This is a genomic window from Chromatium okenii, assembly GCF_016583745.1.
Taxonomy (GTDB): domain Bacteria; phylum Pseudomonadota; class Gammaproteobacteria; order Chromatiales; family Chromatiaceae; genus Chromatium; species Chromatium okenii.
This window is the reverse complement of sequence record NZ_NRRQ01000001.1, coordinates 21,612-43,396: the sequence shown is the minus strand read 5'-3', so window position 1 is coordinate 43,396 and position 21,785 is coordinate 21,612. Positions and strand designations below refer to the sequence as shown.

Annotated in this window: 23 protein-coding genes; 10 read left to right on the top strand and 13 right to left on the bottom strand. The window is 54.2% G+C overall.

Annotation, left to right across the window (positions count from 1 at the left end; translation table 11 throughout):
- Nucleotides 1–28: 28 nt before the first annotated feature.
- Nucleotides 29–994, top strand: a complete 966-nt coding sequence (locus CKO12_RS00185) for an alpha-E domain-containing protein (RefSeq protein ID WP_338032671.1) — start codon at nt 29–31, stop codon at nt 992–994.
- A gap of 54 nt (nt 995–1,048) precedes the next feature.
- Here CKO12_RS00185 and CKO12_RS00180 read toward each other — a convergent pair whose 3' ends face one another.
- Nucleotides 1,049–1,555 carry a CreA family protein gene (locus CKO12_RS00180; RefSeq protein WP_200152717.1) on the bottom strand — a complete coding sequence of 169 codons (507 nt, stop codon included), beginning with the start codon at nt 1,553–1,555 and terminating at the stop codon, nt 1,049–1,051.
- Between the two features lie 84 nt (nt 1,556–1,639).
- Between CKO12_RS00180 and CKO12_RS00175 the strand changes: the two genes are divergently transcribed.
- Nucleotides 1,640–5,014, top strand: a complete 3,375-nt coding sequence (locus CKO12_RS00175; protein WP_200152716.1) for a hypothetical protein — start codon at nt 1,640–1,642, stop codon at nt 5,012–5,014.
- A gap of 75 nt (nt 5,015–5,089) precedes the next feature.
- Here CKO12_RS00175 and CKO12_RS00170 read toward each other — a convergent pair whose 3' ends face one another.
- The 11 genes from CKO12_RS00170 to alaC all read right to left on the bottom strand — a co-directional run bounded on the left by CKO12_RS00170 (nt 5,090) and on the right by alaC (nt 15,428).
- Nucleotides 5,090–6,904, bottom strand: coding sequence for a V-type ATP synthase subunit A (locus tag CKO12_RS00170; RefSeq protein ID WP_200152715.1), 1,815 nt, complete (start codon nt 6,902–6,904; stop codon nt 5,090–5,092).
- A gap of 7 nt (nt 6,905–6,911) precedes the next feature.
- Nucleotides 6,912–7,559 (bottom strand): V-type ATP synthase subunit E, encoded by a 648-nt coding sequence (locus tag CKO12_RS00165; RefSeq protein WP_200152714.1) that lies wholly within the window; start codon nt 7,557–7,559, stop codon nt 6,912–6,914.
- Complete coding sequence (locus tag CKO12_RS00160) at nt 7,556–7,918, bottom strand: V-type ATP synthase subunit F (RefSeq protein WP_200152713.1); 363 nt, start codon at nt 7,916–7,918, stop codon at nt 7,556–7,558. The genes CKO12_RS00165 and CKO12_RS00160 overlap by 4 nt, the downstream gene beginning before the upstream one ends.
- Before the next feature lie 12 nt (nt 7,919–7,930).
- Nucleotides 7,931–8,377 carry an ATP synthase subunit C gene (locus CKO12_RS00155; RefSeq protein ID WP_200152712.1) on the bottom strand — a complete coding sequence of 149 codons (447 nt, stop codon included), beginning with the start codon at nt 8,375–8,377 and terminating at the stop codon, nt 7,931–7,933.
- 73 nt (nt 8,378–8,450) lie between these two features.
- Nucleotides 8,451–8,690 (bottom strand): hypothetical protein, encoded by a 240-nt coding sequence (locus tag CKO12_RS00150; RefSeq protein WP_200152711.1) that lies wholly within the window; start codon nt 8,688–8,690, stop codon nt 8,451–8,453.
- A 28-nt stretch (nt 8,691–8,718) separates the two neighbouring features.
- A complete protein-coding gene (locus CKO12_RS00145) occupies nt 8,719–10,599 on the bottom strand; it encodes a V-type ATP synthase subunit I (RefSeq protein ID WP_420826819.1) in 1,881 nt (626 codons plus the stop codon).
- A 61-nt stretch (nt 10,600–10,660) separates the two neighbouring features.
- On the bottom strand, nt 10,661–11,722 hold the full coding sequence (locus CKO12_RS00140) for a V0D/AC39 family V-type ATPase subunit (protein ID WP_200152709.1): 1,062 nt from the start codon (nt 11,720–11,722) through the stop codon (nt 10,661–10,663).
- Nucleotides 11,723–11,765: 43 nt separating this feature from the next.
- A complete protein-coding gene (locus CKO12_RS00135) occupies nt 11,766–12,083 on the bottom strand; it encodes an ATPase (protein ID WP_200152708.1) in 318 nt (105 codons plus the stop codon).
- A gap of 84 nt (nt 12,084–12,167) precedes the next feature.
- On the bottom strand, nt 12,168–12,851 hold the full coding sequence (gene radC, locus CKO12_RS00130; protein ID WP_200152707.1) for a RadC family protein: 684 nt from the start codon (nt 12,849–12,851) through the stop codon (nt 12,168–12,170).
- 9 nt (nt 12,852–12,860) lie between these two features.
- On the bottom strand, nt 12,861–14,177 hold the full coding sequence (locus tag CKO12_RS00125; RefSeq protein ID WP_200152706.1) for a homoserine dehydrogenase: 1,317 nt from the start codon (nt 14,175–14,177) through the stop codon (nt 12,861–12,863).
- A 48-nt stretch (nt 14,178–14,225) separates the two neighbouring features.
- Nucleotides 14,226–15,428, bottom strand: coding sequence for an alanine transaminase (gene alaC / locus CKO12_RS00120; RefSeq protein WP_200152705.1), 1,203 nt, complete (start codon nt 15,426–15,428; stop codon nt 14,226–14,228).
- Nucleotides 15,429–15,626: 198 nt separating this feature from the next.
- On the opposite strand from alaC, the gene glk reads away from it, so the two are divergent.
- The 8 genes from glk (at nt 15,627) to CKO12_RS00080 (ending at nt 20,774) form a co-directional block, all read left to right on the top strand.
- Nucleotides 15,627–16,607: a glucokinase gene (glk, locus tag CKO12_RS00115; protein WP_200152704.1), complete on the top strand. Its 981-nt coding sequence runs from the start codon at nt 15,627–15,629 to the stop codon at nt 16,605–16,607.
- Nucleotides 16,608–16,820: 213 nt separating this feature from the next.
- The gene (hisB, locus tag CKO12_RS00110) at nt 16,821–17,426 is read left to right on the top strand and encodes an imidazoleglycerol-phosphate dehydratase HisB (protein WP_200152703.1); all 606 of its coding nucleotides are present in this window, start codon (nt 16,821–16,823) and stop codon (nt 17,424–17,426) included.
- 50 nt (nt 17,427–17,476) lie between these two features.
- Nucleotides 17,477–18,229 carry a 1-(5-phosphoribosyl)-5-[(5-phosphoribosylamino)methylideneamino]imidazole-4-carboxamide isomerase gene (gene hisA / locus CKO12_RS00105; protein ID WP_200152702.1) on the top strand — a complete coding sequence of 251 codons (753 nt, stop codon included), beginning with the start codon at nt 17,477–17,479 and terminating at the stop codon, nt 18,227–18,229.
- Nucleotides 18,226–18,633 carry a phosphoribosyl-AMP cyclohydrolase gene (gene hisI / locus CKO12_RS00100; protein ID WP_200152701.1) on the top strand — a complete coding sequence of 136 codons (408 nt, stop codon included), beginning with the start codon at nt 18,226–18,228 and terminating at the stop codon, nt 18,631–18,633. The genes hisA and hisI overlap by 4 nt, the downstream gene beginning before the upstream one ends.
- A 14-nt stretch (nt 18,634–18,647) precedes the next feature.
- Nucleotides 18,648–18,965: a phosphoribosyl-ATP diphosphatase gene (locus CKO12_RS00095; protein WP_200152700.1), complete on the top strand. Its 318-nt coding sequence runs from the start codon at nt 18,648–18,650 to the stop codon at nt 18,963–18,965.
- Nucleotides 18,966–18,973: 8 nt separating this feature from the next.
- Complete coding sequence (gene crcB, locus CKO12_RS00090) at nt 18,974–19,360, top strand: fluoride efflux transporter CrcB (protein ID WP_200152699.1); 387 nt, start codon at nt 18,974–18,976, stop codon at nt 19,358–19,360.
- 116 nt (nt 19,361–19,476) lie between these two features.
- A complete protein-coding gene (locus tag CKO12_RS00085) occupies nt 19,477–20,247 on the top strand; it encodes an SPOR domain-containing protein (protein ID WP_200152698.1) in 771 nt (256 codons plus the stop codon).
- Nucleotides 20,248–20,282: 35 nt separating this feature from the next.
- Nucleotides 20,283–20,774 (top strand): CvpA family protein, encoded by a 492-nt coding sequence (locus tag CKO12_RS00080; RefSeq protein ID WP_200152697.1) that lies wholly within the window; start codon nt 20,283–20,285, stop codon nt 20,772–20,774.
- Between the two features lie 93 nt (nt 20,775–20,867).
- Here the strand turns inward: CKO12_RS00080 and CKO12_RS00075 are convergent, their stop codons facing one another.
- Nucleotides 20,868–21,734, bottom strand: a complete 867-nt coding sequence (locus tag CKO12_RS00075) for a peptidylprolyl isomerase (RefSeq protein WP_200152696.1) — start codon at nt 21,732–21,734, stop codon at nt 20,868–20,870.
- Nucleotides 21,735–21,785: the final 51 nt, after the last annotated feature.

Genomic DNA, 21,785 nt, shown 5'->3' with positions numbered 1-21,785 from the left:
GGTCGTGCGTCATCCCTGACTCATTCCAATGATGTTAAGTCGAATTGCTGAATCGCTGTATTGGATGGCACGTCATTTAGAGCGGGTCGATAACACCGCTCGGGTGCTGGATATTAATGTCGTACACATGCTGGAGGCGGATGAGAACGCTACTGAGGAAATGCAGTGGCAACCGCTGTTGGCGATTGTGAATGCTGAAGCAGATTATGCGCAGTTGTATCCCGATGGGCGGGTGACGGTGCAGCGGGTGATTCATCTGCTCACCCAAGAGCGCACCAATCCGGGCTGTTTGTATAACAGTTTGAAGCTCGCCCGTGAGAATGCGCGGGTGGTGCGCGACCGGATTTCTAACGCAATGTGGGAAACGCTCAACCAGTTTTGGCTGGAAACGGATAAGCATCTGGCAACCACGCTGCCGCCGTGGCGAGCGGCTGAGTTTTATGCCTTTGTCCATCGTGAAGTGGCGACCTTTTTTGGGTTGAGCCAGAGCACGATGATGCGGGGGCAGGCGTATGGCTTCACGGCGCTGGGCAGTTTGCTGGAGCGGGCGGACATGACGGCGCGAATTTTGGATGTGCGTTATCACCTGTTGCTGCCCAATTCAACTCGCGTTGGCTCGCCGTTGGATTATTACCAATGGGGCGCGTTGCTGAAATCGCTGTCCTGTTTCGAGACGTATCGGCGGCAATATCAGGGCGGCATTCGTCCGCTGGAGGTCGTCGAATTTGTGGTGCTTGATCCGAACTATCCGCGCTCATTGACCTATTGCGTGGACGGTATGGCGCGAGCGTTGGAACGGGTGGGTTATATGCCGGATAACACCGCGCAAGCGCAGTTACAGGCACTGCGGACGCATCTCGCCGCAGTCAGCGCCGAGCAGATTCTCAAGCAAGGATTACACGAATTTTTAGATGAATTTTTGTTGCAGTTAGCCACATTTGGCGACGCGCTGCGGGCGGATTATTTCGAGGCGCATCTTGGCGAGACATCGTGAAGGTTCACGGCGCTGTGGCGTGATTGACTGTTCAAGCCGCAGCGCGTCACTGCTTTACTGACCTGTTGCAGCGGGAGCAGGTGTCGGCGCGGTGGGGGTGTTCCAAGGTTGGATCACCACTGCCGTCACGCTATTTTTTGGTGATCCTTCAATCACGCGGTCGCTATAACTCAAATAGACTAGCGTATGACGCGGCGCATCATAAAAACGCACAACTTGCAGAGTTTTGAATAATAGCGACGTGCGTTTTTTGAATACATCCTCAGCATTGCGTTTTCCTGAACGCACATCATCTGGCAGCGTAATCGGTCCGACCTGCTGACATTCCAATGAAGCATCCGAGGTATCTTCCGCCAAGCCGACGGCACCTGAAACGCCGCCGGTTTTGGCGCGACTGAGATAACAGGCCACGCCGGGAATCGCCTCATCTTGGAACACTTCAATGACGATCTTGTCATTTGCGCCCATCAGTTTAAATTTGGTAGAAACGCTGCCAATTTCATCCGCAATTGCGGTGCTGGTGAGCGCCGTTAAAACGACTGCGATAATTAATGAACGCATAGCAAAAGCCTCTTTCCAAAATGTAATGAGTGAATCAATTCTGTGGATTCAGTAATGGTTAAAACAGGTGTGAATGATTATAGGATGTCTCGCCTCAGCAGGTTTCTGCAAGCAGTAGCGGGAGCGTTGCTCTTGGCAGTGGTGGGATGGGGGGCGCTGCACCAGCCGGTTGCGCCGCTGGAGCTGGGTGCCGGATTAGTCGTTTATCTCCTGCTGTTATGGCGCTATCCCGCCGCATGGCTGGTAATTTTACCGGCGCTGCTGCCGGTGCTTGATCTCACGCTGTGGACGGGACGTTTATACGGCGGCGAATACGATTTGATCGTGGGAGCGACGCTGGCGCTGGGGTTGCTGCGCGGCATGTGGCGGCAGTCGTCAGCACCGCCAGTGCGCGGGTTTTATCTGGCGTTGGGCGTATTTCTGGCTGCCAACGTGGTGGGCGTGATCCTCAATTTTTACGCTGGCGCAGCAGAGTTGGCTGCGGATTATGGACATTATTACAGCCCATTCAATAGTTTGCGGATCGTTAAAGGCGTGGTGGCAGCGTGGCTGTTGTTAGCATTATTTGAACACGAGCGCCAGCACCAGCGCCCAGTTGCTCTGTTATTGAGCATTGGCTTGGTGTTGGGATTGCTGCTGGCGTGTTTGAGCATCGTGTGGGAACGCTTGTTTTTCACCGGCCCTTTTGATTTCAGCCAGTCGTATCGGGCAACCGGATTATTTAGCGCGATGCACCTCGGCGGCGCATCAGTCGATGGTTTTCTGGCGCTCACGCTGCCATTTATCGCGGCGCTGTTTATGGTAGCGCGGGGACGTGTGCTGCAAAGCGGCGGGTTATTGCTGTTCATGCTGGCGCTGTACGCCTTTCTCGTGACTTTCAGCCGGGCGAATTATCTGGCATTTGCGGGCATGGTCGCGCTGGCAATTGTGGGCGATTACCTGATTCGGCGCGGCACGGCGGCGCGTCCGCGTCAAACGTTGAAATGGGCATTGATTGGTGCGGTGCTGATTGCAGCGATTGCGGTGCCGATTGTGGGCGGCGGCTTCGTGCAATCGCGTACTGACCTCGACACGCGCCTGACGCATTGGAGTCGGGTATTTGATGCGTTGAATGATTCAGTCGTTGATTTGCTGTTCGGCAAGGGCGTCGGCAGCTTTCCGCGAGTATTTCGTGATGCCGAAATCAATCAGCGCCATCAATACATTCCACAAATCGACGTGCAGCACGAAGCGAATAATCGTTTTGTGCGCTTTTCACCCAGCGATGCGAACGGCTCATTGTTTCTGCGCCAGCGCCTCAAAACAACAGCGCGGGGCGAGGCGACGCTGTCGCTGCGGCTGCGCAGCAACCACACGTCGCCCGATAAGCTGTTGATTGAATTGTGTGAAATGAACATTTTGCGAGCGAAAGGAGAATGCCAATGGATTGGCATCACACTTAATGCTGCAAAAGCTGGTGAATGGGCGGAATACGGCAAGCCCATTGATCTCAACGATTTTGGGCGCAGCCTGCTGGGATTCTCGCGTCCGGTTGACATGTTGCTGCTCAATCGCGGCTTGGCGGGAACGGTGGACATTGACGATGTGCGTTTAGTCACGCAGGACGGCACCAGCCTATTTGCCAATAGCGATTTTGAGGCTGGCATGGATCACTGGCTGTTTAACTCCGGCGACCACTTACTCTGGCACGCTAAAAACATCTTTTTACATGTCTGGTTTGAAACGGGATTGATCGGCTTGGCAGCGTTTGTGATGCTGTTACTCGTCAGCCTGAGTCGCTTATTTGATCGCATGTTGTACGGAGATCGTTGGGCGCTGATGTTGCTGATCGCGTTGAGCGGCTTTTTATTGCTGGGCGCGTTCGATACGCTGATCGACGACCCGCGCATCGCTATGTTGTTCTTTTTCCTGCTGTTGATTGCCAGCAGTCCAGCGACATTGCAGGCGGCACCAGCCGCAACCGCATTTTTACCTTGGGCACGGCTGGCGCTGGCAGGACTGCTCATCGTGCCCGCGTTGGGCGTGGTCGTGATCGCGCACACCTCGCTCACGCACAAATTGCCGCCCCGTGAATTATTGCGGCTGGCGCTGGAGCGCGGGGATATTGATTGGCCGTGGCTGCAAAGCGCATTGGCGGCTCCGCCGTTGCAAACCTTGCCAGAACTGGAGCAATGGCCGCAGCACGGCGTGTCGGAGCTGCCGCTGCGCCCGCAAACGTATGATGCCCAAGGTCGTCCGCAGCCGAGCGCCATGAGCACGTTCAGAATTCCGGTGGAATTGCGCCCGCCACGTTTGGTCAGCACTGCTGCGGAATTGATCGCCGCACTGGCGCAAGCCCAAGCCGGTGAGCAAATCGTCGTATCGCCGGGCGTGTATCGACTGCGGGGGCGCAACCTGCAACTCGGTCACGACGGACGCGCCGATGCACCGATCACACTTCGCGCCGACCAGCCCGGCACAGTGCAATTAGAATTGGAGATGTTGGAAGGATTTTTAATTGATCAACCTTATTGGGTCATTGAAAATCTGCACATTCGTGGCGTGTGTGCCGCGCATTCTGAATGTGAACATGCGTTTCATATTGTTGGCAATGCGCGAAAGACTGTTATCCGCAATAATGTGATCGTTGATTTCAATGCGCCATTCAAAATCAATGGGCTTCCCAATAACGGTAAAATCCTCACGCCCGATGATGGTTTAATTGAGCGCAATACGATTTTTAATACCACGCCGCGCCAAACTGGCAATCCCGTGACCTTGATTGACTTGGTGACTGCTGATCGTTGGGTAGTGCGGGCAAATATCATTGCTGATTTTGCCAAAGATGGCGGTGATCGTATTAGCTATGGTGCCTTTATGAAAGGCTCATCTACAAATGGAGTATTTGAGCGTAATTTGGTGCTGTGTTATTTCAAGCAACCGCGCACTGGTGGTTTACGGATTGCACTTTCATTTGGTGGCGGCGGTTCGGGAAGTGGATTTTGTCGAGATGACGTTTGCGACACCGAACACAGCGGCGGCATCATGCGTAATAACGTGATTTTGCATTGCCCAGATGACGTGGGAATTTATCTCAATCGCGCCGCCGATACATTGCTTGACGGCAATCTGTTGGTCGGAACTTACGGTATTGATGTGCGGTTTCCGACCAGCACGGCGCGGCTAGTCAATAACATTTTGGATGGCGCAGTGCGCGAGCGCGACGGTGGACAAGCGACACTCACTAACAACTTGATTTCAGAAGTGTGTGTATTGGGCGACTGCACGGTTGCCGACTGGTTCGCCAATCCCGCCGCCGGTGATTTGCGGTTGAAAAACATCGACGCGGTGATTCGCAGCGGGCAACAGCTTGATCCAGCGGCGCTGGATTTTTGTGGCAAACAACGCGGCAATCCGCCAGATTTAGGCCCAATTGAATTTACAGCGGGCGCGGACTGTTTGCCAACGCTGAATCAATAATAATGCACTCAAAAAACCGCCCCGTTTTGCGATACAAAACGGGGCGGTTTTTTATTCTACGATGATTAACCGCATTTAACTCGGTTGTAATGCCCGCAACGGCTCACCCTGTTTGGCATATTCAATCCGAATCGACTCCATCACTTGATTCACTTCAGCGCGGAAGGCTTGAATCTGATCGAGTTGTTCGCTTGTGTACATGGATTTAATGCGGCGCATTTTTGCCAACAGCGGCAGATTTTGCAATTCAGTTACCGGCACGCCAAGTTTAATCAACGCCTCGCCGTTTTTATAAATACTGATCGCTAAATCTAACAGCGCGTATTGTTTGGCGGGAGAACAAAACGTATCAATGTCATCTAAGGCGCTTTGTTGCAACACGCCTTCTTTAATTAAGGCCGCGCCTTCTAATTCCCACCGCTGCGCACTCGATAACGCCTCCGGCCCCACCAAATTCACAATCCGCGACAATTCCGCATCTCGCGCCAGCAGCGCCAGCGCCGTTGCTCGCCGCCGTTCCCAATTCGGATCAACTTCCTTGTGCCACCACTGCGCGGCAGTGTGAACGTGACCGGAAAAGCTCGTCACCCAGTCAATCGACGGGTAATGCCGCGCATCCGCCAATTCTTTCGACAGCGCCCAAAAGGTTTCGATGATGTCCTTGGTGTGACTGGTCACTGGCTCGGAAAAATCGCCGCCTGGCGGTGACACCGCACCAATCAACGTCACCGAGCCAGTGCCGGCGCTGTAGGTTTCCACCCGCCCGGCGCGTTCATAAATCGCCGCCAGCCGCGAGGCCAGATACGCCGGATAACCTTCTTCAACCGGCATCTGTCCGAGCCGCCCCGACACCTCGCGCAGCGCCTCCGCCCAGCGACTGGTCGAATCGGCCAGCATCACCACGTCATAACCCATGTCGCGGTAATACTCCGCCATCGTCATCCCGACGTAGACCGACGCTTCCCGCGCCACCACCGGCATATTCGAGGTGTTGGCAACCAGCAGCGTCCGCTCCATCAATTTATGCCCGGAATAGGGATCATCGAGCTGCGGGAACGTTTCGAGCACGTCCACCAGCTCGTTGCCGCGCTCGCCGCAGCCGACATAAATCACGATGTCCGCGTTTGACCATCGCGCAATCTGCTGTTGCACCACCGTTTTGCCCGCGCCAAACGGCCCGGGCACGGCACCCTTGCCGCCTTTCACCTGCGGAAAAAAGGTATCAATCACCCGCTGCCCGGTAATCAACGGCGAAATGCCATCATCGCGGCGCAAATACGGGCGCGGTTTGCGCACCGGCCAGCGGTGATACATGCTCAAGCGATGGGTGACGCCCTTGTGATCGCGGACGCGAGCGATGGTCGCCTCAATGTCGTAATTGCCCGCTGGCGCGATTTCCAGCAATTCACCCACCGTGCCCGGCGGCACCAAAATCCGATGCTGCACCGTGTGGGTTTCCGGCACCGTACCGAGCACCGTACCGGCGCTGACTTTAGCGCCAGCTTCCAGTGCCGGATTGGGCGTAAATGCCCACTCTTTGGCGCGATCTAACGCCGGAACGCTGAGACCGCGCCGAATGTAATCGCCGGATTCTAAAGCGATTTTCGACAGCGGGCGCTGCACCCCGTCGAAAATTCCGCCCATCAAGCCCGGGCCGAGTTCCACCGACAGCGGCCAACCCAAACCCACCGCTGGCTCACCGGGGCGCACCCCGTCGGTGGATTCGTAGGTTTGAACAATCGCCTGCTGCCCGGCGAGCGAAATCACCTCACCGAATAAACCCAGCTCGCCAATTTTGACCTGCTCACCGCTGCGAATGCCCGGCAAGTCGATGGTGACAATCGGGCCGTTAATGTCGCGGATGACGCCAACTCTCTTGTTTTCGCTCATATTTTCATCATCCGGTGAAGAGTGAACTCGTCTCGAAACCGCCCGGCAACAGGCGCTCCAAAATCGTCTGCTGCAAGCGCGGGCGCAGCCGCTCCAAACGTCCCTCAAAAGTTTGATCGACGCGGATGCGCTGATCGGCGCTGTGCAGCAGCACGCCGCCGAGCGTGTCGCGGGCGGACTCCACTGCTGCCAGCGTGACGGTTTTGTCATCTGGCAACTGCGCGGTGAGTTGCGACCAGTGGCGAGCGAGCTGGCGCTGATCGGTGGCATTGGCGGTCACGACGATCTCGTCCGCTTCAATCAGCGTGACGGCTTCAATAATCAGCCGCTCTAACCACGCGAAATACGCCGCTTCTTCTGCCATAAAATTGCGCATCCGATCAGCCAGCATCCGCTCCACATCCAGCACCAGATTCCAGCGCACCCGATCCAAATGGGTTTGCAATTTCAACTCGCTGGCCTGCACCTGCTGGCGAAAAATGCGGTCAGACAAGGCTTTAGCGGTCGCTTCCTCACGCGCTTCGCGCCCCCGCAACCGCTCGGCTGCATCGCGCAAAATGTTGTCACGACTGCGCCCGGCGCGGTCGCGGAATTCACCCGCCAGCCGTTCCGCCCGCGACAAAATTGCCCGTTCTAATTCATCAACTTGACTCATGCTCGCTCCCCGGTTGCGCCGGATTGAAGGGTGGCAGCGCCAAACAAGGCGGCGAGGCGGGCAGCGACGGCGCTGGTGAGCTTGGGTGGCGCGTTGAGCGCAGGCACGGCGATGACGACAATTCGTCCGCCTTCGCGCAGCACCCGCTGCAACTGTGGAATGTCCTGTCCCATCACCGCCTCGTCCACGACCACAAACGCTTGTTCTTGCTGACGCTGTAAATCACGCAGCAGCCGATCAATCTCGCGGGGATCGGGATTGGCGAAACTTTCAAAACCAATCAGGCGAAAACCGTCGGCGAGGCGTTCCTCGCCGAAGAAAAGCAGACGGGTTGGGCTGCCGGATTCGTGCGCGTTCATCAGTTTTTGCGCCTAACCGAGGCGATTGAGCAGCAAAATACTCATCACCAGCCCGTAAATGGCGATGCCTTCGGCCAAGCCGAGAAAGATCAGCGTCCGTCCGAGCGCCTCGGGGCGTTCCATGACGGCGGCGAGCGAGGCTGCGCCAATTGGGCCGACCGCGATGCCCGCGCCAATCGTCGATAAACCGGTCGGAATGCCGACGCCGAGAATTGCTAAACCCATGCCAACCGACATTTCTGGCACGGCAGCAATGGTTTCCGCCTGCGCCATTGCATCGGATACGCCCATGAATAACAAACCCAATTGTGCGCCCACAAAAGCGACCAATTGCGTACTCATTACAGGTCGATACCAACTGCGAATACGGGTGGCAATAGCGGGGCGGAATTCAAGCGCGATTCCGCTAATAATTAAACCCAGAATAGCGAGGGACATAAGTGCAACAAGCCAATACATTGGTAATGCTCCAGTTGAGTGGTCAATAAATAGCAAGGGTTTTATTCATAAAACGACAAGGTTACTCTATTTTCTACGCCACCTGCTGCAAAAAATACGCGACATCTTTACTCGAAGTGGGTGGTGGTAAAGGTCGCTGTTCGGCATGATAAAGCGCGATGATTTCATCAACAATTTGACACAGTTCATCAAAAACCAGTCGCTCATTATCACCGTGACAACCACCAAACATCAAACCCGGACAACTACCAACATAACAGGCATCTTCAACCGACCATGCAACAATTTTGAGATAACGATCAGCATCTTTCATTGCGCTGAATAGTTGCTTTTTCAATCACTCAATTGATGACTGATTCCCGCCGTAAACGCAGCGGCGCAAACGCATGACCGTCACCTGAGAAATAACGCGAGAAGCCTTCATAGTATTGCAACCGCATCACTTGAATCATCACGATGCCGCCTTCCAATACCAGAATAAAGATGTTACCCAGAATGAGCGTCACGACATGCCCAAAGCTGCCCATCATGTCGGCTAAAGTGAAAATCGCCAATGCCAGCGCGACGTGATTCAAACTAAATGCCGAGACGCGCAAAAACGATAGCGTATTGGAAAGATAAACGATGATGGTATCCAGCGTTTCAATAACCACCACTAAAATTTTCTCACCCGTAGGCGCGTGCAAATGTTGCCATTGGAATACCGCCAACGCCAACAACGTGACGATCACCGATAGCGTTGCCGTAATGCCAAATGCGCCATTGATTGCTAATCCAAACCCACCTCCTAAAAAAGCGAGATAGAATAAAAGATTTACCACGCCGTGTCGTTCAAACACCGCACCAATCACATCGCCAATTGCCAAGCGGTTATAAATGCCGAGCAAACAGGCTACAATAATAAAGGCAATGCCCCAACCTAATGCTACCTCCAGCATTAAAATTGGATTATGTAATGGCGACATCCATAACGCCGGCAACACGTCTTCATAGCCAAAGATGCTGCCAAAAATGAATCCGAATGCAATTGAAGAAATACCCGCAAAGACGCCGAATAAATAAAAATCTGGAATTTTATGTCGCGCCCAAATCGCCGCTAATGCAATCACTGCACCGTGCCCGACATCGCCAAACATCATCCCAAACATCAATAAAAACGTCACTGCGAATAATGGCGTCGGATCAATTTCGCCATACGCCGGAATTCCATATTGTTTCACCAATAACGCAAACGGCGCGAGCACCCGACTTTTGATCGGCACCGTCGGCACCAATTTGCGCTCGTCGGGACGCGGATCGCGGCTTGTTAAATCAAAGGGTTGCGTGAGCGATTGCTGCAATCGCTGCTCTAATGTCGCCACTGCCGTCGCTGGTACCCAGCCCGCCAGATGCGCCAAATGACCGGCACTGCGCAGCGCCGCATCAAGCGTCACCAACGGTTCTGCTAATAACAACGTGTGACGCGCCGCGCTCAATTGCGCATGAAACGGCTCGCCCCACTGCTGAAGCTGCTGATGCAATGTTTGCCGCTGCGCTGCGAGGTTGACGCGCTGCTCGGCAAAATCTTGTTGTAATTCAGCCGGTTTGCGATCCAGTTCCAACGGAATCGGGAGCGTTTGAAATCCAGCAGCCGCTAAAACCGGTGCCAATGGCGATTCTTTATCACCAGCCGGCCCGACAATAACTACATGCGCATTTTCACCCTGCTGCATATAGGTTGAGAGAATATAACCGGCTAATGTTGCCGCACCTTCTAATTGGCGCAAATGTTCACGCGGCAATAAACCCACATGGAATTCTAAAAAGCGCGTTTTATTCCGCAATAAGCGTAAATCGATATTCAAATCAGCAAAGTTTTCGAGCGCCGTTTGCTGTTCTTTAATGAGACGCTCGGCATCATCTAAACGCCGTAATTCTTCTTCATACCGCGATGCTTGTTCCCAGATGTCGCCTAACCACGCATTAAGGGTGCGCAATTCCGCTATTTCAATCACCCGCACTGCGGCAAATCTTGGTGGTGTGGTCAATGGAATTAAACGGGTAATTTTTGTTAAACGCGCCTGCGCTTGACTAAATACTTCACGATAGTCACGCCCCGGCAATGTCTCCAAGCGCGTTTCCGTTGGCGGGCGCAAATCAGGATGAAAACTCAACGTTTCCGCCAAAGATAATGAAGCAGCGGGCAAATCTTCGGTCAATACCAATAAACGAACGTGTTTCATCAACATGGCTAAAGCACTCGCTGCGTTGGCAATAAACGCCGGTTAGTGGTTGAAATCGACATCATGCGGCGCGTAATTCTGCCCAATTCGTATTGGGTTCATTTAATTCTAATGCTGCCGTGATAGTTGACTGCGGGAATTGCAGCAAGCGCCCTTGTATGATTGCAAATAGCACGTGTAAATCCGCTTCACGGAGCATGAGATACGCTAATGCGCGTGCCACCGCCGATTGACTGCGGATTAACATTTGGCGCTGCGCCTGGCGGGTCGCATGATGCAGCTGTTGTTGCACTTCAGTGAGGGAGTGACAGCCATTTAATAACGCATTTAATGGCGCAGGTAGCGCCTCTAATACCCGCTCAAAGCTATCAAGATTGGCTAGTTTCAGTAATTGCTCGCGGTTGAGCACGCCGGTTGATGGCACTAATTGATAATACGTTTCTGATGGCGAAATGTGATAAGTAAAGCGAAAACGCAATAACCACAGCAGCGCCACGCGATCTAATTCTGCACCCATCAATTGTCGCAAATTATTGAGATGGTGATCGCCAGAACTCATAATATGCCGCACAATTGTGCTGTAATAGCGTTGGTCAATTGCTGCTTCTAGCGCAAACGGTTCGCGGTGCTTTTCATAGACTTCTCGCGCTTGCCGGGCAATTTGGTGATATTGCCCGCTTTCTAATTGCCGCAACAATTCCAATACGTTCTCAGCGCGGAACAGTTCTTGGTGGGGCAAGCGAATGATGGGCGGCAAATCATATAAATGATCGCGGAGTTCTTTTTGATCGAGCGCGTATAATTTACCGCGAATTAACGTTTTGAGATTGAAGAGGGCATATTTCTGTCCCCACGCTAAAACGAGGGCGCGTTCAGCGGCATTCATCGGGCGCAGTAAAATTTGCAATTCTGCTAATAAGATATGCAATAAACTTTGCTCAACAACGCGGCTGCGCGTGGCGAGTGCAGGTTGTTCATCCAGCAGGGCGGTGAGACCGAATTGTTCTGCTAATTCGGGCAATAGCATTCGCGCTAAACGATCAAGCGATTGCGGCGCAAATAAACGGGTAGCCATCACCGAAATGCGGGTGTTTAAGTAGGCCTGGGTGGCGGCGTGACTCATAAGGTGACTTCGCTGCGAATGACAAAACAGGGCGGGTAAATGCTTAATTCTCGGCAGCAATCAATAATTGAAATGCGGCTTCGAGTGCTTCGGTTTCGCGCTGTTCGGCTTGATTGCGGAGTTGATTGTGGCGTTCATCATAGCGGCGGCGTAATTCGGCAATCGTTTGCTCGGCGCGTTCTTCTGCTTTAGCAATAAATGAACGCTGCAAATCAGGAATACGGGTGGTGAATTGGTCATTGGCTGCTTTCGCATCCGTCATTGCCTGTTGAATACACCGCTCTTGTTCTTGTTCAGCCTGTTGCGCGAGCTTTTCGGCGCGCATTTCCGCGTCCAATAACCGTTTTAAGGTGTCATCCATTGCTGCAAGCTCTCAAAAAGAATGAAATAAAATGACTTCGCACTGTACGCGCATCATCGCCACAATGCGCGTCAAAATGATGACTCACGCGGCAAATAATAGCCCGCGTTCGGCAAAGGAAACGCCGTCATCATCGCCAATAATGATGTGATCGAGGACGCGCACATCAATGTATTGCAAGAGTTTTTGCAAGGCAGTGGTGAGGTCTACATCCGCTTGGCTGGGTTCGGTCACGCCGGACGGGTGATTGTGGGCAAAAATCACGGCAGCGGCGTTGGTTTCCAACACGCGCCGCAACACTTCACGCGGATGAACGCTGGTCGCGTCAATCGTGCCGCGAAACAGCTCTTCATAACGCAGCACGCGGTGGCGATTATCCAGAAACAGGCAGGCAAAAATCTCGTGCGGGGAGCCATACAGCCGCATCTTGAGATACTCGCGGGTCGCTGCGGGATTGCTCATCACGTCTTGCGTGCTGATGCGCGTGAGCAAATAACGCCGACTGAGTTCCACCGTCGCCTGCAATTGCGCAAACTTCGCCGCTCCCAGCCCCTTGCCTTCACAAAACCGGCGCTGATTGGCTGCCAACAAGCCGGCAATGCCGCCGAATTCGTCCAATAACTCTCGCGCCAGATCGACCGCACTTTTGCCCGGAATACCGGTGCGCAAAAAGATCGCCAGCAATTCCGCGTCCGACAAAGCGCCAGCGCCACGCTCCAGCAACTTCTCGCGGGGCCGCTCATCTGCTGGCCAATCTTTGATGGTCATGTTGTGCCGCTATCCCGCCAGCGTTTCTACGCGAATCCGCGTCACTGCGCCCGCCACCGCTTCCAGCGCCTCAATCCGCGCAATCGCTTGATTCATCAAGCCTTCACGCACCCGATGCGTCAACATCACCAGCGGGACGTGGGTTTCGCCTTCGTTGGGTTCTTTCTGTTTGATCGCCTCAATGCTGATGCCTTCCTCGCCCAAAATGCTGGCAATCCGCGCCATCACGCCCGGCTGGTCAAGCGCCGACAGCCGCAAATAATAAGCCGTTTCAACCGCTTCCATTGCCAGCACCGGCGTATCCGCCAGCGCATCGGGCTGAAATGCCAGATGCGGCACCCGATTATTCGGATCGGTGGTCAGCGCCCGCACCACATCGACGACATCAGCAATCACCGCCGATGCTGTCGGTTGAGCGCCAGCACCCGCGCCGTAATACAGCGTCGGGCCGACTGCATCGCCCTTGACCAAGACGGCGTTCATCACGCCGTCCACGTTGGCGATCAAACGCCGGTGCGGAATCAAGGTCGGATGCACCCGCAGCTCAATGCCAGCGGCGGCGCGACGGGCAATCCCTAAATGCTTGATCCGATAGCCTAATTCGGCAGCGTAGGTGACATCCAGCGCATCAATTTTAGAAATGCCTTCGGTAAAGCACCGTTCAAATTGCAGCGGAATCCCGAACGCCAGCGCCGCCAAAATGGTCAATTTATGCGCAGCATCAATGCCTTCCACATCAAAGGTCGGATCCGCTTCGGCATACCCGAGCGCCTGCGCTTCCGCCAACACGTCGGCAAAATCGCGCCCTTTGTCGCGCATTTCGGTGAGGATGAAATTGCCGGTGCCGTTGATGATGCCGGCGATCCATTCGATGCGATTGGCCGCCAGCCCTTCGCGTAATGCCTTGATAATTGGGATGCCACCGGCAACTGCGGCCTCAAAACCAACCATCACTCCGGCAGCTTGCGCGGCGGCGAAAATCTCGTTGCCGTGCCGCGCAATCAGCGCCTTATTCGCCGTAACGACGTGTTTGCCGTTGGCGATGGCCTGCAACACCAGCTCGCGGGCGGGCGAATAACCGCCGATCAATTCGACCACGATCTGCACTTCGGGATCGTTGACCACCGCAAAGGCGTCATCACCGATCCGCGCAATTTGGTCTAAACCGTTGATTGCAGAAGGGTTGTAATCGCGGGCAGCGGCATGAGCGATGGCAATGCCACGTCCAGCGCGGCGGGCGATTTCAGTGGCGTTGCGCGTCAACACCGTGACCGTGCCGCCGCCGACCGTGCCCAAACCCAATAAGCCAATTTTCACTGCATCCATGTTGTTCTCACTTGCTGATTGCTCGATTCGTGGGGCGGCAGCGGCAGGTTAAACGCCCATCCGCGCATCGCGCCGGAACATGTCTTTGATGCCGCGCACGGCTTGGCGGGTGCGATGTTCGTTTTCAATCAAGCCGAACCGGACGTGACTGTCGCCGTATTCGCCAAAGCCGATGCCCGGCGAGACGGCAACCTTGGCATCGCGCAGCAGCTTTTTGGAAAACTCCAGCGAACCCATTTCTCGATACGGCTCTGGAATCGGTGCCCACACAAACATCGTCGCCTTCGGCGGTTCAATCACCCAACCAGCGGCGCTGAGACCGGAGCACAGCACGTCGCGGCGACTTTGATACATCGTCGCAATCTCGCGCACGCACTCTTGCGGGCCTTCAAGCGCAGCAATCGCTGCGACCTGAATCGGCGTGAAGGTGCCGTAATCCAGATAGGACTTGATCCGCGCCAGCGCACTGACCAGCGTTTTGTTGCCGCACATGAAGCCGACGCGCCAGCCGGGCATGTTGTAACTCTTTGACATCGAAAAGAATTCAACGGCGATCTCTTTTGCGCCGGGAATTTGCAGAATCGACGGCGCGACGTAGCCATCAAACACGATGTCGGCATAGGCGATGTCGTGAACCACCCAGATGCCGTGCTCGCGGGCGATGTCGACGACTTTTTGGAAAAACTCCAATTCCACGCACTGCGTGGTCGGATTGCCGGGGAAATTGAGCACCAGCATCTTCGGCTTCGGCCACGATTCTTGAATCGCTTTTTGCAGCTCTTCAAAGAAATCCACCTCGGGCGTCAAGCGCACATGCCGCACATCTGCGCCTGCGATGATGAAGCCGTAGGGGTGAATCGGATATGCCGGATTGGGCACCAGCACCGTGTCGCCTGCGCCCATCGTCGCCAGCGCCAGATGCGCCAGCCCTTCTTTGGAACCGACGGTGACGATGGCTTCGCTGTCGGGATCAAGATGCACATCAAAGCGATCCCGATACCAATTGCAGATGGCGCGGCGCAGACGCGGAATGCCGCGTGACATCGAATAACGATGGGTGTCTTTGCGCTGCGCGGTCTCAATCAACTTCTCCACAATATGCGGCGGCGTGGCTTGATCGGGATTGCCCATGCCGAAGTCGATGATGTCCTCGCCCCGCGCTCGCGCCGCTGCTTTCAATTCGTTGACGATGTTGAAAACGTAGGGCGGCAACCGCTTGATGCGGTGAAATTCTGATTCAGGGGCGACCACAGCGAACCTCTTCAAAAGGGCAATGAACGGGGGAAAAGAACATATAGAGTCTACCGAGGCTCGGTTAAGAGTCAAACTAACGGCGGCGCTCGCACCGCGCTGGGCGCAACTTGTTATCATCTTCGACCATTGCGCTTTGACTATCGTGGGTCAGCGCCCCAGTTCACGCGCTGCCGTCAAATCAATGGAGATTGTGTTATGCGCTTGTTAGTTGGTGATATTGGCGGGACTAAAACGGCGCTCGGCGTCGCACAAACCGACGGGGAAACGGTAACGCTCACGCAACCACGCAGTTATCCGAGCACGGCGTTCGCTTCGTTAGATCAAATTGTGCAGCGTTATCAAAGCGATACTGGCGTCAATTGTCATTTTGCCGCGTTCGCGGTCGCAGGTCCCATTCAAGAGCGCCAGTGCGTGATCACCAATCTGCCATGGCTAATTGATGCCGATGCGATGGAAGCCAGTTTTGGGTTTTCCGGGGTGTATTTATTGAATGATTTGGAGGCGGTGGCGTGGGGAGTGGGCGCACTTTGGCCGCACGATCTGGCAGTCATTCATCCCGGCGAATTGCCAGCAGTGGGCAATGCCTGCGTCGTCGCTGCCGGCACTGGTTTGGGACAAGCGGGGCTATTTTGGGACGGACTGCGCCATCACGCCTTTGCCACCGAAGGCGGTCATGCTGACTTTGCACCCAGCGACGATGTGGAATTTGCCTTGCTGTCCTATCTGCAACAGCGGTTTGGGCGCGTGAGCTGGGAGCGGGTGGTGTCGGGAATGGGCATCGCCAATCTTTATGAATTTATGCTGTTATATCAGGGCGTTGCCACGCCGCCTTGGTTACAACAAACGATCACTGCTGGTGGCGATACCGCCGCCGCCGTAGCGCAGGCTGCCGCTGAGGAACGCTGTCTGGTGTGCGTGGAAACGATGCGCTTGTTTTTGCGGCTATACGGGCGCGAGGTTGGCAATGTGGCGCTGAAACAAATGGCGCTGGGCGGAGTGTATCTCGGCGGCGGCATTGCATTAAAGAATTTAGCGGCATTGCGCAGCGGGCCGTTTTTAGAAGGATTTTTTGATAAAGGGCGCATGACTTCATTGATGCACAAAATGCCGGTGCGCGTTATTTTACAACCGCATACGCCGTTATTAGGAGCGGCGCGTTTTGTCACTACACAATAATAACCATCATGGCTTGATATGCTTGCCGCTTATTGCATTTAGCGTTATCACTGCTGAATAGGTTTTGATGCCAGCCATTCAATGCGCTGGTATTCGACTGACAACTGACAACTCCAGCCAACAGAATACTGTTTTTCACTGCATCGCCAACAATTCATGGTGTCACAGCGGCTGTGGTTTAATACCAATTTTATCTCGTTGACTACTGCACTAATGACTATCGAAACTGCTCCTCGCCGTGCGCACATCACGCGCCGCACCCTCGAAACTCAAATCAGCATCGCCCTCAAGCTCGACGGCACTGGGGCGGCGCACTTTCAAACTGGTGTGCCTTTTCTCGATCACATGCTCGATCAGGTCGTCCGCCACGGCTTGCTTGATCTCAACGTCAGCGCCGTCGGCGATCTCCACATCGACGCCCATCACACGGTGGAAGACATCGGCATCGCGCTGGGACAGGGGCTGGCGGCTGCGCTCGGTGACAAGCGCGGTATCTGTCGCTACGGTCACGCTTATGTGCCGCTGGATGAGGCGCTGTCGCGGGTGGTGATTGATTTATCCGGGCGTCCCGGCTTGGTCTATCAGGTTGATTTTAAGCGCGAAAAGATCGGAAATTTTGACGTTGAATTGTTCCGCGAGTTTTTCCAAGGCTTGGTCAATCACGCGGGCATGACGCTGCATGTGGACAATCTGCGCGGCAGCAATGCGCATCATCAGGCGGAAACCATGTTCAAGGCTTTCGGGCGGGCGCTGCGGATGGCCATCGCACCCGATCCGCGCATGAGCGGCATCTTGCCGACTACCAAAGGTCATCTGTGACGATGCCGCAACTTGCGGTGTTTTTTTAACCACTCTGCGAGGCGAGTGACATGCTGCTGATCCCAGCGATTGATTTGAAAGACGGGCGTTGTGTGCGGCTGCGGCAAGGGCGCATGGATGACGAGACCATTTTTTCTGACCAGCCCGTCGAAATGGCCGGACGCTGGGTCAGCGAGGGGGCGCGACGGTTACATCTGGTTGATTTGAATGGCGCTTTTGCTGGTGAACCGATGAATGGCGCAGCAATTAACGCCATCGCGCTGGCATATCCGCATTTGCCGATTCAGGTCGGCGGCGGCATCCGGTATGAAAAAACGATTGAGGCGTATCTCAAAGCGGGCGTGCGCTACTGCATCATCGGCACGCAAGCGGTGAAGGAGCCGGAGTTTGTTGCTCGCGCTTGCCGCAGTTTTCCCGGTCACGTCATGGTTGGTTTAGATGCGAAAGAGGGTCAGGTGGCGATCAAGGGCTGGGCGGAAATCACGCCGTATCACGTCATTGAGCTGGCGAAACGGTTTGAAGATGATGGCGTGACGGCAATTGTGTACACCGACATCGGGCGCGACGGGATGATGAATGGCCCGAATGTGGAGGCGACGCGGGCGCTGGCGGCAGCGGTGAATGTGCCGATCATCGCTTCCGGTGGCATCACGACGCTTGATGATGTACGGGCGTTGGCGGAGGTCGCTGACAGCGGCATCACGGCAGCGATTACCGGGCGGGCGATTTATGAAGGCACGCTGGATTTTGCGGAAGGACAGCGGCTCGCCGATCAACTTCATCCGCCGCAGGTCGCGCCATGACGGATGACTGGCTGGACGCGGTGCAGTGGAACGCTGACGGGCTGGTGCCGGTGATTGCGCAGGAACGCGGCAGCGGCACGGTGTTGATGATGGCGTGGATGAATCGGGAGGCGCTGCAATTGACGCAGGTGAGCGGTCATGCGGTGTACTGGTCGCGCTCGCGCCAGCGCCTGTGGCACAAGGGCGAGGAGTCCGGTCATCAGCAACTGGTGGCGGCGATCCGGCTGGATTGTGACGCCGATGTCATCTTGCTGGAGGTGGAACAAATTGGCGGGATTGCTTGCCACACCGGTCGCCATCATTGTTTTTTCCGCCAGCTCGACGCGAACGGCGCGTGGGTGGAAACCGCGCCGGTACTCAAAAACCCCGCCACTATTTATCACAATCTCATTCCCACTAATTAACCCGACATGTTGTTATGAATGACATTCTTGATCGACTTGCAGCGCAATTGGAATTGCGCAAAACCGCTGATCCGGCGTCTTCTTACGTTGCCAAACTGTATGCCAAAGGTTTAGACGCGATCTTAAAAAAAATCGGCGAAGAAGCGACGGAAACGGTAATGGCAGCAAAAGATGGCAACGCCGATAAAATCATTTATGAAGTTGCTGATTTGTGGTTTCACACTTTAGTTTTACTGGCGCAGCAGGAATTGCAACCTGCGCAGGTGCTGGCAGAATTAGAACGGCGTTTTGGTTTATCTGGTTTAGAAGAAAAAGCCAGCCGCAGCGACTAAAAAAAGCAATGACGGCGTTATCAGCACTCTCTATTTTTATCGGCGCAGGTTTAGGGGCGCTATTGCGCTGGTGGCTCGGCAGTCGTCTTAATCCGCTATTCCCAACGCTGCCGCTCGGCACCCTCAGTGCGAATGTCATCGGCGGATTATTGATTGGATTTGCGCTTGCGTGGTTTAGCCGCCACGCCGGGTTTGCGCCTGAAATCCGCTTATTCATCATCACCGGTTTTCTCGGCGGTTTAACCACGTTTTCCACGTTTTCAGCGGAAGTGGTCACGCTGCTGGCGCGAGGCGATTATTTATGGGGCATGGGCGCAATTGCGGCGCATGTAACTGGCTCACTTGCTATGACCGCAATTGGCATGTGGTTGGCGTCAATTCTCATGCGTAGTTAATTGACAATATGCAGGTTAAAAAACAATGCAAACGGCGACGATTACTCGCCGTTTTTTAACTGTTTAAGCGTCCGAGCAATGATTCGCAACTGCTCTCACAAGCGGAGTCAATAACGATGAATGACAGTGCAAAAAAACGCTTAGTTGGATTGGTCGCACTCGTGGCGCTGGCCGCCGTATTTGTGCCGATGTTATTTGAAGAACGCGCACCACCGCCGGTGCCGCCGTTGGCGAATGGTTTATTAGAAGATGCGGAATTAAACGACCGTTTAACTGCGGATTTACCCGCTGCGGATTTACCAACACCGGAGGCAACGGAAACAGCGACACCTGAATTAAATACGGAGGCGCTGCCAGAGCCGGAAACGCCCACGCGAATGGCGTCATCAGTAGCGGATGATCCTGATTTGAATCTTGATGTGGGCGCAACAATTCCAGATATGGATATTGCGCCGCCACCCGGACGGCGCGAAACCACGTCCCGCGCTGAAACGGTGGCACCGATGTCGGCATCTTCAGCGCCGTATTCCGCGCCAACGCGCTCGACTGCGAAGCCAAAACCGAAGCCAATTGTTGCTAATGTTAAACCGCCAACGCCTAAATCTAAACCAACGCAAGCGCCTAAAGAACCCAAAGAAAAAGAGACGGAGAAAAAGTCTTCGTGGGTGATTCAAGTAGCCAGTTTGGGTAATGCAGAAACGGCAGCGAATTTGCAAAATAAGCTGAAAAAAGCTGGCTTTACTGCTTTTGTAGAAAAGGCGGAAGTGCGCGGAAAATACTATTATCGCGTGCGGGTTGGTCCGCAAAAGAATCGGGCAGCGGCAGAACGTTTAGCGGCGCGATTACGCCAACAACAAAAGTTAGATACTTTGATTCATCGGCGTTAATTGAGAATTAAAAAGTTAAAGGTTGTGAATAAAAAATGATGTGGATTGATGCTGCTGTGATTGTCATTGTGGTGATTTCCGCCCTGATCGGGTGGATACGAGGTGCCGCACGCGAAGTGCTGTCTTTTAGCACTTGGATCATGGCGTTAGCGTTGGCGTGGTGGCTGCATCGTGACATTGCCGACTTTTTAACCACGCAAGTAGCGCAGCCTGCGGTGCGCATCGCCATTGCTTTTGCGGGACTTTTTTTTATTGGTTTAATCATCGGCACGCTCGGCAGCGCGATGATCACGGCGTGGATTCAAAAAACCGGCTTAACGCGGATTGATCGTGGTTTGGGGCTATTATTCGGAATGGGGCGCGGCTTAGTGATGATCGGAATGGTGGTTTTTTTGGTGGCATTAACACCAGTTCCCAATACGCGCTGGTGGCAGGAGTCTGGACTTATTCCGCATTTTCATACCGCAGCGCAATGGGTATTAACCCGAATACCAGCCGCTCTGCGTGATCAAATCAAAAGCATTTAATTGTATAAGTTACTGGTCAAACGCACTGCAAATCCCCGCGCTGCTTTATGCAAAAGCATTGCGGGGAATGCAGTGAAAAGTACAAGACGCTAATCAGTCTTTTTTCACCGCAGGCGCGTCTTTATTCGGGGTGATTTTCACAATCGCCTCATTCAGATCAATCTTGGCGTTATTGCGCATCTCCACGATCTTTTCTGACAACTTCTGACGTTGCACCAAAGCCGTCAACTGCGGTTTGGCATCATCAAATGGCGGGGGTTCAGCCTTGCGCGTCTCCTGTAAGTTGATGACATGCCAACCAAATTGCGTCTGCACCGGCGTCTTGGAATAGCTACCCGGCTTCATATCAGCAATTGCAGTGGCGAAAGCTGGAACCATCTGTTTGGGATCAAACCAGCCGAGATCGCCGCCATCCTTGCCGGTGGGGCCGGTGGAATGTTTCTTCGCCAACTCGGCGAAATCAGCGCCTTTATCAAGCTGTTTAATCAGCTTTTTCGCCTCATCTTCATCCTTCACCAAGATGTGACGCGCCTTAAATTCGGTGCGTCCGCCCTGCGCCTTGATCTTGTCATAAGCAGCCTTGAGTTCATCATCAGTGACTTTCATCTCCTGTGCCATTGCGCCGAGTGCTGCATTCGACAACACCTTCATGCGCTCTAATTTCAGAGCCGCAATCACATTGCGATCCGCTTCGAGCTTGCGCCGTTCGCCTTCTTGTGAGGCAACAATTAAACCCATGAATTCATCAAAGGCTTGTTGCTGCATGGCGGGAGTATTCTCGCCTTGATTCTGTTGTACCCGCGACAAATAAAAGACGCGAAACACATCCAATTGATACGGCGTGCCATTCACGGTAGCAATCAGCGTATCGGGTGAATCGCTCTCTTTTTTCTCTTCCGCCCAAGCGTTACCAACCGCCAAAGCAATACACAATACCAGCGGTAAACGTGACAATTTCATAGCAATTCCATTAACACAGTGAATGATAAAAACGAATAAAGGACATCTTTA